General features: G+C 63.4%; 15 protein-coding genes and 1 tRNA gene. 9 read left to right on the top strand and 7 right to left on the bottom strand.

The features are described from left to right. Nucleotides 1–74: 74 nt before the first annotated feature. From ABVV53_RS12035 to ABVV53_RS12025, 3 genes are all read right to left on the bottom strand, one after another. Complete coding sequence (locus tag ABVV53_RS12035; RefSeq protein WP_353984668.1) at nucleotides 75–443, bottom strand: PRC-barrel domain-containing protein; 369 nt, start codon at nucleotides 441–443, stop codon at nucleotides 75–77. A gap of 103 nt (nucleotides 444–546) precedes the next feature. Next, nucleotides 547–1659: a 3-dehydroquinate synthase gene (aroB, locus tag ABVV53_RS12030; RefSeq protein ID WP_353984667.1), complete on the bottom strand. Its 1113-nt coding sequence runs from the start codon at nucleotides 1657–1659 to the stop codon at nucleotides 547–549. Beyond that, entirely contained in the window at nucleotides 1650–2222 is a 573-nt protein-coding gene (locus tag ABVV53_RS12025; RefSeq protein WP_353984666.1) for a shikimate kinase, read from the bottom strand. The genes aroB and ABVV53_RS12025 overlap by 10 nt, the downstream gene beginning before the upstream one ends. Before the next feature lie 57 nt (nucleotides 2223–2279). Between ABVV53_RS12025 and ABVV53_RS12020 the strand changes: the two genes are divergently transcribed. The 4 genes from ABVV53_RS12020 (at nucleotide 2280) to ABVV53_RS12005 (ending at nucleotide 6844) form a co-directional block, all read left to right on the top strand. Continuing rightward, nucleotides 2280–2426 (top strand): hypothetical protein, encoded by a 147-nt coding sequence (locus ABVV53_RS12020; protein WP_353984665.1) that lies wholly within the window; start codon nucleotides 2280–2282, stop codon nucleotides 2424–2426. Further along, nucleotides 2423–4330 (top strand): hypothetical protein, encoded by a 1908-nt coding sequence (locus tag ABVV53_RS12015; protein WP_353984664.1) that lies wholly within the window; start codon nucleotides 2423–2425, stop codon nucleotides 4328–4330. The genes ABVV53_RS12020 and ABVV53_RS12015 overlap by 4 nt, the downstream gene beginning before the upstream one ends. 3 nt (nucleotides 4331–4333) lie before the next feature. Next, on the top strand, nucleotides 4334–5266 hold the full coding sequence (locus ABVV53_RS12010) for a tyrosine recombinase (protein ID WP_353984663.1): 933 nt from the start codon (nucleotides 4334–4336) through the stop codon (nucleotides 5264–5266). Nucleotides 5267–5335: 69 nt separating this feature from the next. Then, nucleotides 5336–6844 carry a M48 family metalloprotease gene (locus tag ABVV53_RS12005; protein ID WP_353984662.1) on the top strand — a complete coding sequence of 503 codons (1509 nt, stop codon included), beginning with the start codon at nucleotides 5336–5338 and terminating at the stop codon, nucleotides 6842–6844. A gap of 86 nt (nucleotides 6845–6930) precedes the next feature. Here ABVV53_RS12005 and ABVV53_RS12000 read toward each other — a convergent pair whose 3' ends face one another. Next, complete coding sequence (locus tag ABVV53_RS12000; RefSeq protein WP_353984661.1) at nucleotides 6931–7128, bottom strand: Flp family type IVb pilin; 198 nt, start codon at nucleotides 7126–7128, stop codon at nucleotides 6931–6933. A gap of 102 nt (nucleotides 7129–7230) precedes the next feature. Beyond that, nucleotides 7231–7422 carry a Flp family type IVb pilin gene (locus tag ABVV53_RS11995; protein WP_353984660.1) on the bottom strand — a complete coding sequence of 64 codons (192 nt, stop codon included), beginning with the start codon at nucleotides 7420–7422 and terminating at the stop codon, nucleotides 7231–7233. Between the two features lie 67 nt (nucleotides 7423–7489). On the opposite strand from ABVV53_RS11995, the gene ABVV53_RS11990 reads away from it, so the two are divergent. Both ABVV53_RS11990 and ABVV53_RS11985 read left to right on the top strand, forming a co-directional pair. Beyond that, nucleotides 7490–7930 (top strand): (deoxy)nucleoside triphosphate pyrophosphohydrolase, encoded by a 441-nt coding sequence (locus tag ABVV53_RS11990; protein ID WP_353984659.1) that lies wholly within the window; start codon nucleotides 7490–7492, stop codon nucleotides 7928–7930. Nucleotides 7931–7974: 44 nt separating this feature from the next. After that, nucleotides 7975–8051 (top strand) — tRNA-Arg (locus ABVV53_RS11985). 319 nt (nucleotides 8052–8370) lie between these two features. Here ABVV53_RS11985 and ABVV53_RS11980 read toward each other — a convergent pair. After that, nucleotides 8371–9660 (bottom strand): FecR family protein, encoded by a 1290-nt coding sequence (locus ABVV53_RS11980; RefSeq protein WP_353984658.1) that lies wholly within the window; start codon nucleotides 9658–9660, stop codon nucleotides 8371–8373. A 145-nt stretch (nucleotides 9661–9805) separates the two neighbouring features. On the opposite strand from ABVV53_RS11980, the gene ABVV53_RS11975 reads away from it, so the two are divergent. The 3 genes from ABVV53_RS11975 (at nucleotide 9806) to ABVV53_RS11965 (ending at nucleotide 13208) form a co-directional block, all read left to right on the top strand. Continuing rightward, entirely contained in the window at nucleotides 9806–11461 is a 1656-nt protein-coding gene (locus ABVV53_RS11975; RefSeq protein WP_353984657.1) for a ShlB/FhaC/HecB family hemolysin secretion/activation protein, read from the top strand. A gap of 118 nt (nucleotides 11462–11579) precedes the next feature. Then, nucleotides 11580–12272: an SDR family NAD(P)-dependent oxidoreductase gene (locus ABVV53_RS11970; RefSeq protein ID WP_353984656.1), complete on the top strand. Its 693-nt coding sequence runs from the start codon at nucleotides 11580–11582 to the stop codon at nucleotides 12270–12272. A 111-nt stretch (nucleotides 12273–12383) separates the two neighbouring features. Beyond that, on the top strand, nucleotides 12384–13208 hold the full coding sequence (locus ABVV53_RS11965) for a SirB1 family protein (protein ID WP_353984655.1): 825 nt from the start codon (nucleotides 12384–12386) through the stop codon (nucleotides 13206–13208). On the opposite strand, the gene ABVV53_RS11960 is transcribed toward ABVV53_RS11965, so the two are convergent. Then, on the bottom strand, nucleotides 13144–14541 hold the full coding sequence (locus ABVV53_RS11960) for an MFS transporter (protein ID WP_353984654.1): 1398 nt from the start codon (nucleotides 14539–14541) through the stop codon (nucleotides 13144–13146). The genes ABVV53_RS11965 and ABVV53_RS11960 overlap by 65 nt on opposite strands. Nucleotides 14542–14545 lie beyond the last annotated feature (4 nt).

The raw sequence follows: 14545 nt of genomic DNA, 5'->3' as shown, positions 1-14545 counted from the left end.
CGCCTCCGGTTCGAAGGCGCTACGGCCGCCCCCCGGTGGCAACTGGTGCCTGCCTGTCTTAAAAAGATCCGGCTCTAGAAGACAGGAAAAGGCATTCCGTAATATCCATAAACCTGACGGGCGTAGACCTCATCCCAGACTGGGTCGCGATCACGGTATCGTGGCGCTCCCTCCAGCTTGTCCTTATCGATGTCCACGACGTATCCGCCTTGTGCTTCTTCGTAGTCGAGCATGTCCCAAGGCAGCGGGTAGTACTCGTTACCGATGCCGAGAATGCCGCCGAATTCCATTACAGCGTACTCGACACGACCACTACGTTTGTGAACCATGAAGTTGCGGATGGACCCCAGGCGTTCACCGTCGAGATTATAGACGCGGGTGCCTTCCACCTTGTCAGAGGCGATCAGGCGATCGGTTTCGCTGATGGCTACAGGTTCAGTCATGGCGGATCTCCGTTGCGCGGCATACATTAGGGAAACCGCTCGCGCCGAAGAGAGTTGCGGGCAACGCGCACCCTATCGCTTCAGTGCCACCGATCGCCGCTTCTCAGCCGGCGCGTGAGAGTTCCTCGTCCAGGAATGCGGCGATGTCGGCCATGTCGACCTGGCGATCGAGGAAGGCCTGTCCGATCCCGCGCATCAGCACGAAGGGCAGCGTCCCGGCGTCCATCTTCTTGTCGTGCAGCATGTGCGTAGCCAGAGCTTTACCGTCGCAGCCAAGGTGCAGGCCCACGAGGCTGGCAGGCAATCCCATGGCGCTGACATGCTCTGCCACACGCTCCGCCGAGGCGGGGGGCATCAGCTCCTTACGAGCGGAGTAGCGCGCCGCGAGCACCATGCCCAGCGCCACCGCCTCTCCGTGCAGCAAAGTGTTGGAGAAGCCGGTCTCGGCTTCCAGCGCATGGCCGAAGGTGTGGCCCAGGTTCAGCAATGCCCGTGCGCCCGTGCGTTCGAACTCGTCCTCAGCGACGACTCTGGCTTTCGCGGCGACGCTATGGGCAACGGCATATTCGCGAAGCGCAGCGTCACCGGCCAGCATTGCCGCGCCGTTCGCCGCGCACCAGTCGAAGAAATCGGCATCACCCAAGAGGCCGTACTTCACGACTTCGGCATAGCCGGAAAGCAGTTCGCGCTGGGGAAGGGTTTCGAGTACCGCCAGGTCCGCGAGGACCAGCGAAGGCTGATGAAACGCTCCGACGAGGTTCTTGCCTGCGGGCGTATTGATCGCCGTTTTCCCACCGACGCTGGAATCGACTTGTGCAAGCAGTGTTGTGGGGATCTGGATGAAGTGGCAGCCGCGCTTCAGGATCGCCGCGCAAAAGCCGGTGAGGTCGCCGATCACGCCGCCGCCCAAGGCGATCACATGATCGCCCCGCTCAACTTCCAGCGCCAGCAGCCAATTGACCGTCGCGGCCAGCTCGTCCCAGCTTTTTGTCTGCTCACCGGGCGGCAGGATGCGCCAGTGGGGCTCGTGTCCATCGGCGCGCAGGGCAGTCTCCACCACCTCGCCCCAGGCGGTATGCACATTGGCATCGGTGACGATCGGCACGGCTCGCTTCCGCAGCCGTCCGCGGCAATGCTCGACCAGCTGAGGCAGGAGACCGGCTCCTACATGCACTTCGTAAGGGCGGCCGGCGATATCGACGGGGATCACAGCCATTGCGCAATTCCCTCCAGAACTCGGTTCACGGTCTGCGTATGCGGACCGTTGGCGCTGACAACATGGATCGGCGCCTGGGAATAAGCAGGAGCGCGCTCATTACGCAGCTTCGCGAGAATCTCGCGAGGATCGCCATCGCGTAGTAGCGGGCGGTTGTCCTTGCGTGCGGTACGCTCGACCAGCGTGTCGACGTCACTGTCCAGCCAGACGGCGACTGCGCGTTCGAGGATGAGCTGGCGCGTGGCGGGATTGCAGAAAGCGCCGCCTCCCGTCGCGATGACGGTGGGGCTGCCGTCTTCCAGAAGCCTCGCAATGACCCGGCGCTCGCCATCGCGAAAGTAGCCTTCTCCGTAAGTGTCGAAGATTTCGGGAATGGCCATACGCGCCGAACGCTCGATCTCGTCGTCCGCGTCGATGAAGTTCCAGTGCAGCAGTCCTGCCAAGCGCTTGCCAACGCTCGACTTCCCCACGCCCATCATACCGACGAGCACGACGGGGCGCCCGATCCGCTCCGCTATCCGGGCGATTTCCTGATCGGAGAAGCGGGGCTGTGGAACGTCCATTGCAGCGGCCCCTATAGTTAGGCTAGGTCGGCGCGCAAGCATCCTTGAGGAAGTCGAGTGAACGGTCGCATTGGCAGGCGAGTGATAATGATGGCGCTGTTCCTGCCTCTTGTCGTGCTGCTCGGTTATGCCTGGGTTGACGGTGGTCGCCAGCCTCTTCGCGACATCGTAGAGCCATTACCGGTGCCGAGGACACAGAAGTGAGAACTCCCTTCCTGCTCGCGGGCGCAGCTTTTGCGCTTACCTCCGCGCTGGCCTTGGCGCAGGGCGCGCCGCAATCGCTGCTGCCGCCCGGCTTCAACGAGCCCACGCCTGCGCCCAGCCCAAGGGCTACGCCGGTGGTCAAAGCTCCAGCCGTGAGGCCTGCACCTGCGCCTTCGGCAAGCGGCGGCTCTGCACCTTCGGCGGTGTCGACTCCGGTGGTGCAAGCGGTGCCGTCGCAGCGCAGTTCCGAAGCCGAGGGCGACACTTCTTCTGCAAGTAGGCCTGAGAGCGCACAGGCCGATGGCACGCTCAAACGGTTGCCCTCTGTAGATGAACTCGCGCGGATGACGCCCGAGGACTTTCAGGAGTTGCTCGGTCTCGACCCCAACTTCGACATGCCCCCGAGCGCCCGCCGCGCGATGTCGCAGGTTGGCCTGATCGATGAAGGTGAGGGCGGTCTGGCCGGCGAGGCGCTGTCCCGGCAAAACGGGCGTCTCGTCCGGCTCGCGCTGGCAGCAAACCAAGGTCAGCTCGTTTCGCGCTGGGGTCACATCCTGCTGCGCCGCGCACTCGCTTCGCGGCTCGATGCTCCGCGCGGGCTCAGCCCCCAGGAGTTCCTGGCCTTGCGCGTGTCGCTGTTGCTGCGGATGGGTGAAGCCGATGCCGCGCGAGCGCTTCTGCAGGACGTCGATGCTGGGAACTACACGCCCGAACTCAACGCCCTGGCGCTCGATGTCTATGCCGACAATAGCGACTTCACCGGCATCTGTCCGATCATGGCGTTACACGGCGCAGAGCGGGACGAGCCGAAGTGGAACGTCGCGAAGAGCATCTGCAGCGCTTATCGCGGCAACGGCGCCGCCGCAGCAGCACAGCTCGAACGGTACCGGGTCCGCGGGACCATGCCCCGCATCGATCTTCTGCTTGCCCAGAAATACGCTGGTGCAGCTGGCCGCTCCCGACGCGCCGTCACCATCGAGTGGGATGAAGTGACGGAGATGACGCCGTGGCGGTTCGGGCTCGCCAATGCCGTTGGCCTTGAGCCGCCCGGGCGCTTGATGAAAAATGCAGGTGCGCGCTATGATTACGTTACGGCACTGGCGCCTGCCGTGAGCCTTGCTCGCCGAGCCGCCGCGGCGGACCGCGCCGCTGCTGCGGGCGTTCTCTCCAGCGCAGCGATGGTGGATCTGTTTGGGCAGCTATATGCCGATCCGGACATCACCGGAGACTGGTCCGACCGGGCTGAGCTGCTGCGTGAGGCTTACGTAGCGGAGGCTCCGGCCGCGCGTTTGACTGCAATCCGGTCGCTCTGGGATAGCGGGCAGGGGGCAGTGCAGGATTATGCGCGCAAGGTGCTGACGGCCTACGCAGCGGCGCGCTTGCCGGTGAGAGAGGAAATGTCGGACAGCGCAGCGCCGCTTATCGCGGCCATGCTTTCCGCCGGTCTGGACGCGAATGCCTTGCGCTGGGCCGATGTGGTCGACGACGGCACCGAAGGCTGGGCCCTGCTGGCGCTCGTGGCTCCGAACCGCTCGTCGGAGGTAAGCAGCGGCGACATCGATACGTTCGTGGACGCCGATCAGAGCGAGAACACGCGCAAGTCTGCTTTTCTGATCGCTGGCCTTGCTGGCCTTGGCCGGATCGGATCGAGCAGTATTGACGACTATTCTTCCAGTCGGAACCTGAAGCTTGCAAGCGAGACTCGCTGGACTCGTGCAATCCAGGGTGCGGCGCGCAATGGTGACGCGGCGACGGTTGCATATCTCGCTGGTCTGGGCATGCAGGGCACAAGCTGGTCGCAGATGACCCCGCGCTACCTCTATAACATCGTCTCGGCCTTGCGGAGCGTTGGCCTTGAGGCAGAGGCGCGCATGATCGCGGCCGAAGCGGTCGCGCGAGCCTAAGCCATGCATAGTTCGGACCCGTCTGATCCCAAGCCTGGGTCGGACCGGGAGCGTTCAGGTGGAGAAGTAGAGAGCTTCCTGACGATGCTGGCCGTCGAACGCGGCGCATCACGCAACACTCTCGACGCTTATCGTCGCGACCTTGAAGCCGCAGAGGCTGCTATGGGCGATCCGGCCACTGCCAATGCGGACGCTCTCGACACGCTCGGCTCGGCCTGGTCCGGCCTCGCTGCCTCCAGTCTCGCACGGCGCTGTTCGGCGTTGCGGCAGTTCTACGGCTTTCTCGTAGAGGAGGGCTTGCGCGACGATGATCCCTCACCAGCGCTGCCACGCCCGCGGGCTCAGCGGCCTTTGCCGCGCCTGCTCAGCCGCGAGGAGGTCGCGCGTTTTCTCGCGCGAGCCGAGGAAGAGGCCTTGGCAGAGCGTTCGGAAGCCGTTCGTCTGCTGTGCCTGCTCGAACTTCTCTACGGCTCGGGCCTCCGCGCAAGTGAACTCGTTTCGCTTCCGGTGACCGCCGTCCCGCGCGATGCACCCTTCTTGCACGTGACCGGGAAGGGAGGGCAGCAGCGTCTCCTTCCGGTAAGCGGCCGCGCCCGGCAAGCGCTCTCTCGGTGGCTGAAGCTACGGCCAGGGGACTCCCGCTTCCTCTTCCCCTCTCGCGCAGCCTCCGGGCACCTCACCCGCGTCCGTTTGTTCCAGCTTTTGCGCGAACTTGCCCTGCGCGCCGATCTCGATCCGGCGCGCGTCTCGCCTCACGTGCTGCGCCACGCCTTTGCAACCCATCTTCTGGAAGGTGGGGCTGACTTGCGGGTGTTGCAGATGCTGTTGGGCCATGCGGACATCGCGACCACCCAGATCTACACGCATGTCGAGAGCGCCCGACTGGTTGCGCTCGTGAATGCGCGCCACCCGCTAGCCAGGCGTCAGGAAGCTTGATCTGGGAACAAGGGATGAGGGGTCTCGTTCTTCTGGGGATCCAGCACGGGAACAGAAAGAAGGACGTTAATGGGCATTAACCGTCGTAAGCTCGCTCTTCGGGTGACCGCAGCAATGGCCATGACCAGCCTTGTGGCCTGTGGTGCCACAGGCGGCAGCGGGCCTGTACAGGCAGCTCCGCGTGCGGGAGCAACTACGGACGCCATCGCGATCAGCCAGGCCGACAAGGCGCAAGGGGCCAAGGCACATCCTGACTTGTTGGCGGAATTCGGCGGCGCGGTGACAGGCCCGCAGGCCAACTATGTCGAGACCGTCGGCAAGAACATCGCGGTCCAATCGGGTCTTAGCAATGCGCGCGGTGACTTCACGGTCACCTTGCTCAACTCTCCGATCAACAATGCGTTCGCGGTACCGGGGGGCTACGTCTATGTGACGCGTCAGCTCGCCGCGCTGATGAACAACGAGGCCGAGCTTGCTGGTGTCCTGGGGCACGAAGTTGGTCACGTGGCGGCGCGCCATTCGGCCAAGCGGCAGAAGGCAGCAACCCGCAACTCGATCTTGGGCGCGCTCGGATCGGTGCTTTCCGGGGTACTCCTGGGGGACAGCAGTTTCGGCCAGTTGGGCCAGCAGGTGTTCTCGCAAGGCTCTCAGTTGCTGACACTTCAGTTCTCCCGGTCACAGGAGCTGGAAGCGGACCAGCTTGGCATCGCGTACCTGCGGCGCGCGGGCTACGATCCTCGCGCGATGTCGTCCGTGCTGGAAAGCCTTGCCCGTCAGAACGCCCTGGAAGCGCAACTGCGTGGAAGCACCAATCAGGTTCCGGAGTGGGCCTCCACTCACCCCGATCCGGCATCTCGTGTTCGTGACGCGTTGCGGACTGCCGGCGCGAATGCCACCGGTTTGACGAAGCGCGATGCCTTCCTCAGCGGGATCAACGGCCTCGTGTATGGTGACGATCCGCGGCAGGGCATCGTCGACGGCAACATGTTCAAGCATCCGGAACTGCGGTTCGCCTTCGAAGCGCCGCAGGGCTTTTATCTCGTCAACGGGACCCGCTCCGTTTCGATCAACGGCCAGTCCGGCAAGGCGGAGTTCGCCGGAGGACGGATCGAAGGCAATCTCGACAGTTATGTGGGGAAAGTATTCGCCAGCCTGACCAATGCAAGCCAGTCGAACCTCACGCCGCAGACGCTGCAAAGCACAACCGTCAATGGTCTTCCTGTCCGCTACGCTACGGCGCGAGCACAGGGCTCCAGCGGGCCAGTCGATGTCACCGTCTTCGCCTCCGACTTCGGCGGTGGTCAGGCGTACCATTTCGTGGCGATCACACAGGCGGGGAATGCCGGTGTGTTCAATCCGATGTTCCGGTCAGTACGGCGGATATCCGCTAGCGAAGCCGGAGAGATCAGGCCGCGCCGCGTTAGCGTTGTGACGGTGGGTGCCGGCGATACTCTGCGGTCGCTCGCCAGCCGCATGGCGTACCGCGATGCGCAGCTGGAACGGTTCCTGGTGCTGAATGGCCTGCAGTCGGACGCGCGGCTCACACCGGGGCAGAAGGTGAAGATCGTCACGTACTGAGGCGCAGGACGGCGTGCATACAAGAAGGGCGGCAGGTCTCTCTGCCGCCCAACACTATCCGTGGAAGGACGAAGGATTTATAGAGCTTACTCCGTTGCAGGCGCTGCAGGAGTGCCGTTAGCGGTTGAAGCCATCGTCTCCGAGGTCTTTTCAAATGTCGCGCTGAGCTGCGAACCTAGACCGGACATTGCAGTGATCGCTGCAACGGCAATGAGAGCGGCGATCAGGCCGTATTCAATGGCGGTCGCGCCCTTTTCGTCGCGGCGGAGCTTCTTGAACTGCATCTATAGTCTCCTGGGAATGTAAAACGTCTCAAAAATACCCGGTCCGTTAAGCGCCAGCCCGGCGGACACTTCGTTGACTACGCCGGAAAACTTGAGATTCGCTTAATCCTCGCCGTTATGAGCCTTAACTGACTCGGATTGGACGAAGGCCCACATCTTGAGTGTTTCACCGGCTACTCCTGACAGGACGCCGACTAGCCCGATCACGATCAAGCTCAGGATCAGGCCATACTCCACTGCGGTCGCGCCGCGCTGATCGCGCAGCCATCGCATCAGGATTCGTTCGCCCCGCATCAGTGCCTCAACATGCCTTCATTCTGGTGCTAGGTCGCACGCTTGCATGAAGGATCCCTTAAGTCAGATGCAGCACTTGGACCGAGCCGAGCCGCTATGGGTTTCCGCCGTAGCGTTGATTGACGCAGCCGGGCGGGTGCTCATGCAGCGTCGCCCTTTGGGTGCGGTGCACGGCGGGCTATGGGAGTTCCCCGGGGGAAAACTGGAGCCTTGCGAAGCCCCCGAGGTCGCCGCAGCGCGAGAACTGCAGGAAGAGCTTGGTCTGGTGACAGCGCCGACGGATCTCGTGCCTGCCGCCTTCGCCTCTGGCCGAACGGATGGCCGGGGCGATAGGCCGCTCATCATCATGCTTTTCGTCTGCACCCGATGGGCGGGCACGCCCGAGCCGCAAGCGGGCGCAAGTGTCGGCTGGTATGGGCCAACACAGCTTGCCGCACTAGCGATGCCGCCGCTTGACTACCCCCTGGCAGAGGGATTGCTTAAAATTTTGCAGGCGAGTGCGTTTTAGCGCTTGCCAGACTCCGAAAGCCTTTCTATTGGCGCCTCTCCAACGCGCCCGTAGCTCAGCTGGATAGAGCATCAGACTACGAATCTGAGGGTCGGACGTTCGAATCGTTCCGGGCGCACCAAAAGCCCCGCAGAGTTTTAGCTACTCTGCGGGGCTTTTTGTTGCTTGCTGTGGCGCCATGTCAGCCGCACCCCCGCAAACCCCTCAGCGGCGTAATCTCCGTCGAGGGACATCCTCAGCGAGGATCCTCGAAGGAAGCTCGGGCATGGCGGTCAAATAACCTGCATCGAATGATCCTTCGCCGTGGGAGGAGGCGTAAAGCCAGCCTGCCCGACTTAGCCGGACCAGCGCGCCGCTCGCCGATGCGAGGTCTACGAGGCTACAACCTGGGGGCACCCGGCGTCGCGGCAATTGCTTAGGCGGCGAACCGCGGCAGCGAGTCAGTCTTCGTCGTGGCCCTTGCCATGGCCGTTGCCGTTGCCGTTGCCATGACCGTTGCCGTTGCCGTTGCCGTTGCCATGACCGTTGCCGTTGCCGTTGCCGTTGCCATGGCCGTTGCCGTTGCCGTTGCCATGGCCGTTGCCATGGCCGTTGCCTCGACCGCCGTCCCCTTCATCGACCGGCGCGGGCTCTGGTCGTGGTTCAGGCCGGGGCTGTGGTTCAGGCCGAGGCTGTGGTTCAGGCCGAGGCTGTGGTTCAGGCCGAGGCTGTGGTTCAGGCCGAGGCTGTGGCTGGGGCTGGGGCTGCGGCTCGGGTCGAGGCTGTGGCTCGGGTTGGGGCTGTGGCTCGGGTTGGGGCTGTGGCTCGGGTTGGGGCTGTGGCTCGGGTTGATGCTGCGGCTCGGGTTGGGGCTGGGATTCGGGTGCTGGTGCTGGTGCTGGTGTGGTCAGGTCGGTGCGGCCGGCGGCCACATCGGCAACCAGAACTGCCGCCAAGCCTCCGGTGCTGCCGGAGATCAGGCCGTCGGACATGTCGCTGAGATCGTTGGCCGGCGCTTCGAAGCTGGTCTCAAGCTGCGCCACGACGGACGTGTCGGTCGCAATAGGTGCGAGCACCGCGGGCAGCGATGTGTCATTAAGAGTGGGCGCCGAGGGTGCGGCAGGCGCGGATGGAGCGGGAGCAGAAGCCGTCGGCTCGGCCGGGCGCGCGGGCGAGTCAATCACGCGCGTTTCGCTGCCCTGAATGGTTAGGCGATAGCGGTCCTCCGCGCCCACCATTGCTACGGCGCCAGGCCGAACCAGTTCGCGTGCGCCGCCGTCGCTGGTCTCCACTTCCACCGCGCCCTCGAGCACCTGCATGGCCGCGCCCTTTTCGGCCACGGAAATGGAGAAGGTGGTGCCCTTCACCACGGCAGCCAAATACGGGGTCTCTACGGCGAAGTGCGGGTTTGGCTGCTTGCCGATCCGGAAGACTGCGCTGCCCCAGTCCTGCACGATCTGAACAAGCGAGCGGTCTTTGCTGGGGTCGGCAATGCGCAGGCGGCTATTAGCACTGATCGTCACGAACTCGTGCCCCCGCACCATCACCGCGCGACCGCCCGATCCGGTCGCAACCGTCGCGCCCACTGCCACTTGATCGCCGCGATGCACTTCGCGCTGGCCGGCGGTATCGGTAATCCGCACCGGGCCAGCGGCTTCGCTGACAATCCAAGGTCCCGTTTGGGCGAGGGCACTGGTGGTGCTTGCCAGAGTTACAAGAACAACAAGCATCTTCCGGCGAAATGTACGCATAAGGCCCCTCTTATTTTGTGGTCAACCCTAGGACCTGCGCGTTGATAAGCTCCTCGCAGTCATAGTTAAGTCTCAGTTATCTTGGATATTTGGTAACTTTTTCAGGTCAAACCACGAGCTCAGCGTGGGATCAGGGCAACAGCACATGACGTTTCGCAACTGGGCATTTGCTGCCTTGATGCTGGTCGGCACGAACACCGCGAAAGCGCAAAGCGTCTCTGATTCGCCCACTACGGCACTCGACCGCGTCGACCCCGCGCATGCAGAAAACGACATCGCACCGCGGGATGGGCCGCGTCCTCAGATCGAGACCGTTGAGCAGCCTGCCGGGCCGACGCTGGGCGGCACACGTTATCCGGTCGGGGCGATAGCGCTTACCGGGCTGCGCATCCTGCAGCCGGTTGACTTCGTTGACATTATCGAGGGATATACTGGCCGCGCGCTCACCGGCGAGGAGTTGGCCAGCCTGGCCAAGAGGATCGCCGATCGACTGCAAAGCCGCGGGTACATCTTTGCCTCCGCTGGAATCGCGCCGCAACCGCTCGACGCTGGCGTGCTGATCGTGGCCGTCGACGAAGGTGTGATTGACCACATCGAAGTCCAGGGTGATGACAGTGCGGTCATCCGTAACTGGCTTGACCCGTTGCGCAGCGGCCGACCGGTGACGTTCGCCGAAGTGGAGCGGCGGCTTTTGCTCATCGGTGACTTGCCGGGCGTGTGGGTGCGCCGCAGTCGCTACGAGCGGCGCGGAAGCGAGGGCGTGCTGATCGTAGAGGTGAGCCGCGATCCCGCCAGCGGCCGAGTGACATTCGACAATGACGGCTCAAAGCCCGTCGGCCCGGCTCAGGCGAGAATAGAAGCCAATTTCAATGGCTTGTTCGCCGCCGATGATCGCATAGCTCTAACCTATCAGACGACTCCGTTCGAACCGAGCGAACTGCAATATGGCCGCTTCCAATACGTGAAGCTGGTCTCGACAGCAGGGACCGAGGTGTCGGTGCGGGGCTCATACTCATCGACCGAGCCTGGCGCCTACCTGCGGGGCCGCGGCATCTTCGGAGAAAGCTGGCGCGCAGGGCTGGGCGTACGCCATCCTCTATGGCGCCGCCGCGACGCAAGTCTGTGGCTGGAGGGCGATCTCGAATCACGCGAGCTGCGCCAGGAGCGCAAAGGCATATTGGCGCGCAAGGATCGCATCACCACGATCAGCGTGGGCGTCTATGGCTATGCGCTGGTCGCTGCCGGCCAGATGCGTGCGCGCATGACGCTGTCACAGGGATTGGACGTGCTCGACGCCACACTGATGGGCGATCGGCTGGCCTCACGTGGCGACGCCGCGCCCGACTTCACTATGGTCTCGGGCTGGGTGGATTGGACGGGCAATCTTTTCGATCGCTTCAGCATGCGTGTGGCGCTGTCTGGTCAGACATCGACCACGCCGCTGTTGATCACGGAGGAGGCAGGGCTGGGCGGCAGCCGATTCCTGCGAGGGTACAACTACAACGAAAGATCCGGCGAGCAGGCCCTCATGGGATCGGGCGAGCTGCGCTATGACTGGGTGCATCCCGCGGGGCTGGTTGAGCGTGCTCGCCTCTATGCCTTTGCCGACGCGGGCGTAGTTGACAATGTGGGCGGCGGACGTGGCAGTGGCTCGCTGGCGTCGACCGGCGGTGGCATCTCCACCTCGATCACACGCGACCTTGCGATCGATCTGCAGCTTGCCTTTCCGCTTACCGGCCCACGCTACGACACCGACGACAGAAGTCCGCGCTTCAACCTCGAAACGCGTCACTCGTTCTAATTGGTCGTGTTGAGGGGCGGCGATCCAAGCTCGCCAGATTGCGCGTTCAGTGGCAAATCGTGGGCAGACGTGAGGCAGGAGCTGTTTCCCTGGAGCGATGCTCCCGTTAGTGAGGCGCATGGCTACACATATTCTTCTCACCGGCGGCAGTCGCGGTATCGGCGCAGCAATCGCTGCTACCCTTCACGAGCGGGGCGCGAAGGTTTTCGCCGCAGCTAGCGCAGATGCCGATCTTTCGTCCGCCGGGGGCCCCGCACTGCTCTGGGAGAAGGCGCTGGAGCGGCTCGATGGCCGCGTCGACGTGCTCATCAACAACGCGGGCATATTCGAAGCCTCGCCGCTCGATGGACCTGACGAGGTCTGGATGGAGGAATGGCGTCGCACGATGACGATCAATCTGGAAGCGTCCGCCTCCTTGTGCCGTTCCGCGGTCCTCGAGTGGGGGGGCGCCGGCATCACGGGGCGCATCATCAACGTCGCCAGTCGCGCCGCATATCGCGGAGACAGCCCGGCGCACTGGCATTATGCTGCGTCAAAAGCGGGGATGGTCGGCATGACGAAGACCATTGCGCGCGGCTACGCTGCGGAGGGGATCCTTGCTTTTGCGATCTGTCCGGGCTTCACGATGACGGGCATGGCAGACGACTATCTCGCCAGCCGTGGCGGCGACGCTTTGTTGGCCGACATACCGCTCGGAAGGGTCGCAGAACCCGGCGAGATCGCTACGATCGCCGCCTTCCTCGCGTTGGATGCGCCTCCCTCCATGACTGGCGCAATCATCGACGCCAACGGTGCCAGCTACGTTCGGTGAGCGATAACTTCGTCACCGCACGTCACTCCTGATCTCGAAACCAGCGCTGCGCCCGGAAGTTCTGTACAGAAGCACCCGAGATCCGGGCGCACTGGAGTAGGAGAGGCGGCATTGCCCGATGAAACCACGAGCAGCGATGCAGTAATCGCCATCGGCTTGCTTGAGGACGACGCGATTTCGTTGGATCGCTCGGCGCTTGAACTTGCTGCGCTTGATCACCCAGACGTGGATATCGAGGACTATGTCGGCCGCCTGGAGGAGATTGCCGCGCGCGTGGCAGCGGTCGGAGGCGGTGAGCACTCCGCACGCGCTCAGGCGGAGGTGCTGGCGGGCGTGATCGGAGACGAGTTCGGCCTGACCGGCGACCGCCAGTCCTACGATGACCCGGACAACGCCGATCTGATCCGGGTGCTTGATCGGGGGCGGGGCCTGCCAGTCAGTCTCTCAATTATTTATGTGGGGGCGGCGAGGCGGCAAGGCTGGACGGCAGATGCGCTCAACACACCTGGGCACGTGCTCACTCGCCTCGGTTCCGATGTAGAGCCGATTCTGATCGACCCCTTCGCCTCTGGCGCTGTCGTGGAGCCAGAGGCCCTTGCTCAGCTCCTGCGATCGATGCTGGGCAACAGCGTGATCGCCACCAGTGAGCACCTCGCGCCGATGGAGAACAGATCCGTACTGCTGCGCTTGCTGATGAATCAGGCCAGCCGGGCTGAAGCCGCGGGCGATGCCAGGCGCGCGCTGACTTTGTATGAGCGCATGACCACCGTTGCGCCGTCGAACGGCCACGCGTGGTGGGAACGGGCGCGCCTTCATCTCATCACCGGTGATGTCGCGCGCGCTCGATCCAGTCTCAGCGCGATGCTGGAAGTCACTCGCGATCCTCGCGTGCGTACCAACATCTGCGCGGCACTTGATGCGCTTGCACAGAAGTAGACTCATCGCCTGACACGAGTTTGCTCGCAGCAAGGCTGCTTTCTTCAGGCGTTTCCCTTTGAAGAGGCACAACGTCCCGCTGCTTGGGGTGAAGGCGGATAGCAGGGATCATGAACAGCGCTGCGACCGCCAGTCCGGAGAAGGTCCAGAATATGGCCGTGTAGCTGCCGGTGACGTCGAATATGAAGCCGAACAGCGGCGGCGTGGAAAGCAGCGCGATGAGGATAGTACCCGACAGGAGCCCCATTGCTCGGCCAACTGCACGCTGACCAAAGACCCGGGGTGCAAGATAGCTTTCGGTCGGCACCATCAACCCGCCGGCGAGCCCGACGATCGCCACGCCCAGCGCGATGGCGCCAAACCCGAGGTGCGCCTGTGTGAGGCAAGCCAGGCCCACAGCGAAGCCGCCAAGCGACGCGAACATCAGAGCGCGAGGTCCAAGCTTGTCGGCGAAGGTAGCGAATAGCATTTTCGCAACGAAGCTCGAGCCGGCGAAGATCGAGATGAGGTAAGCCGCGTCGCTGGCGGGGATGCCGGCATCGAGCGCCAGGGGCGCCAGGTTGGTGATCATGCCCTTCATGCCCGATGTCACTGTCGCGACTGCTGCCGCGATCATCCAGAAGGCCGGGTCGGTCAGGATAGTACGAGCGGAGATCGGCGTACTCGCCATTTCCGCGCGTGCCTGTTCGCTCGGTTCGGCCATCCCGTCAGGGTGAAGCCCTCGGTCCGCAGGCCTATCGACCACCAGCAGGGCAGCAGGGATGGTCAGGACTGCGATCACGAGGCTGAGCAAGCGCAACGCCTCGCGCCATTGATAGGCGTCGAGGAAGCCCTGAATGATCAGGGGAAAAAGGAATCCACCAGCGGAAATGCCGGCAATAGCGACACCGATGGCGCGGCCGCGCTTTCGCTCGAACCACCGCGACAGCAGCACGGTCGACGCCAGAGGACCAATTAGCACGTTCGACAAAGACATCAGCACGGCGAATATGACCAGCACCTGATTGAACGACGTGGTGAAGGAAATGGAAGCATATCCGGCGGCCAGGCAGAAGCCGCCGAGAACCATGAGCTTCCGGACGGAAAACCGATCGAACAGATTGCCGAGCATGAGCATGAGAACCGCGCTGACCGCTGCCATCGCCGTCATCGACAGCATGAGAACCATGCGGCTGGGCGCGAATTCACGGTAAAGCGGCACCGCGATGAGAGAATAGGTCGAAGCAACCATGCCTGAGGCGGAGAGAAGTACGAAGCATATGGCGACTTGCCGCCAACCCGCGATGAATTTTCGAGGTATGGTATCTACTCCCAATGGGTCATCGCCAGTCACGTGC

Origin of the sequence: Novosphingobium kalidii (genome assembly GCF_040534015.1) — a bacterium.
Classification (GTDB): domain Bacteria; phylum Pseudomonadota; class Alphaproteobacteria; order Sphingomonadales; family Sphingomonadaceae; genus Novosphingobium; species Novosphingobium kalidii.
The sequence above is the reverse complement of the archived record's forward strand: the minus strand, read 5'-3'. Positions and strand labels throughout refer to the sequence as shown.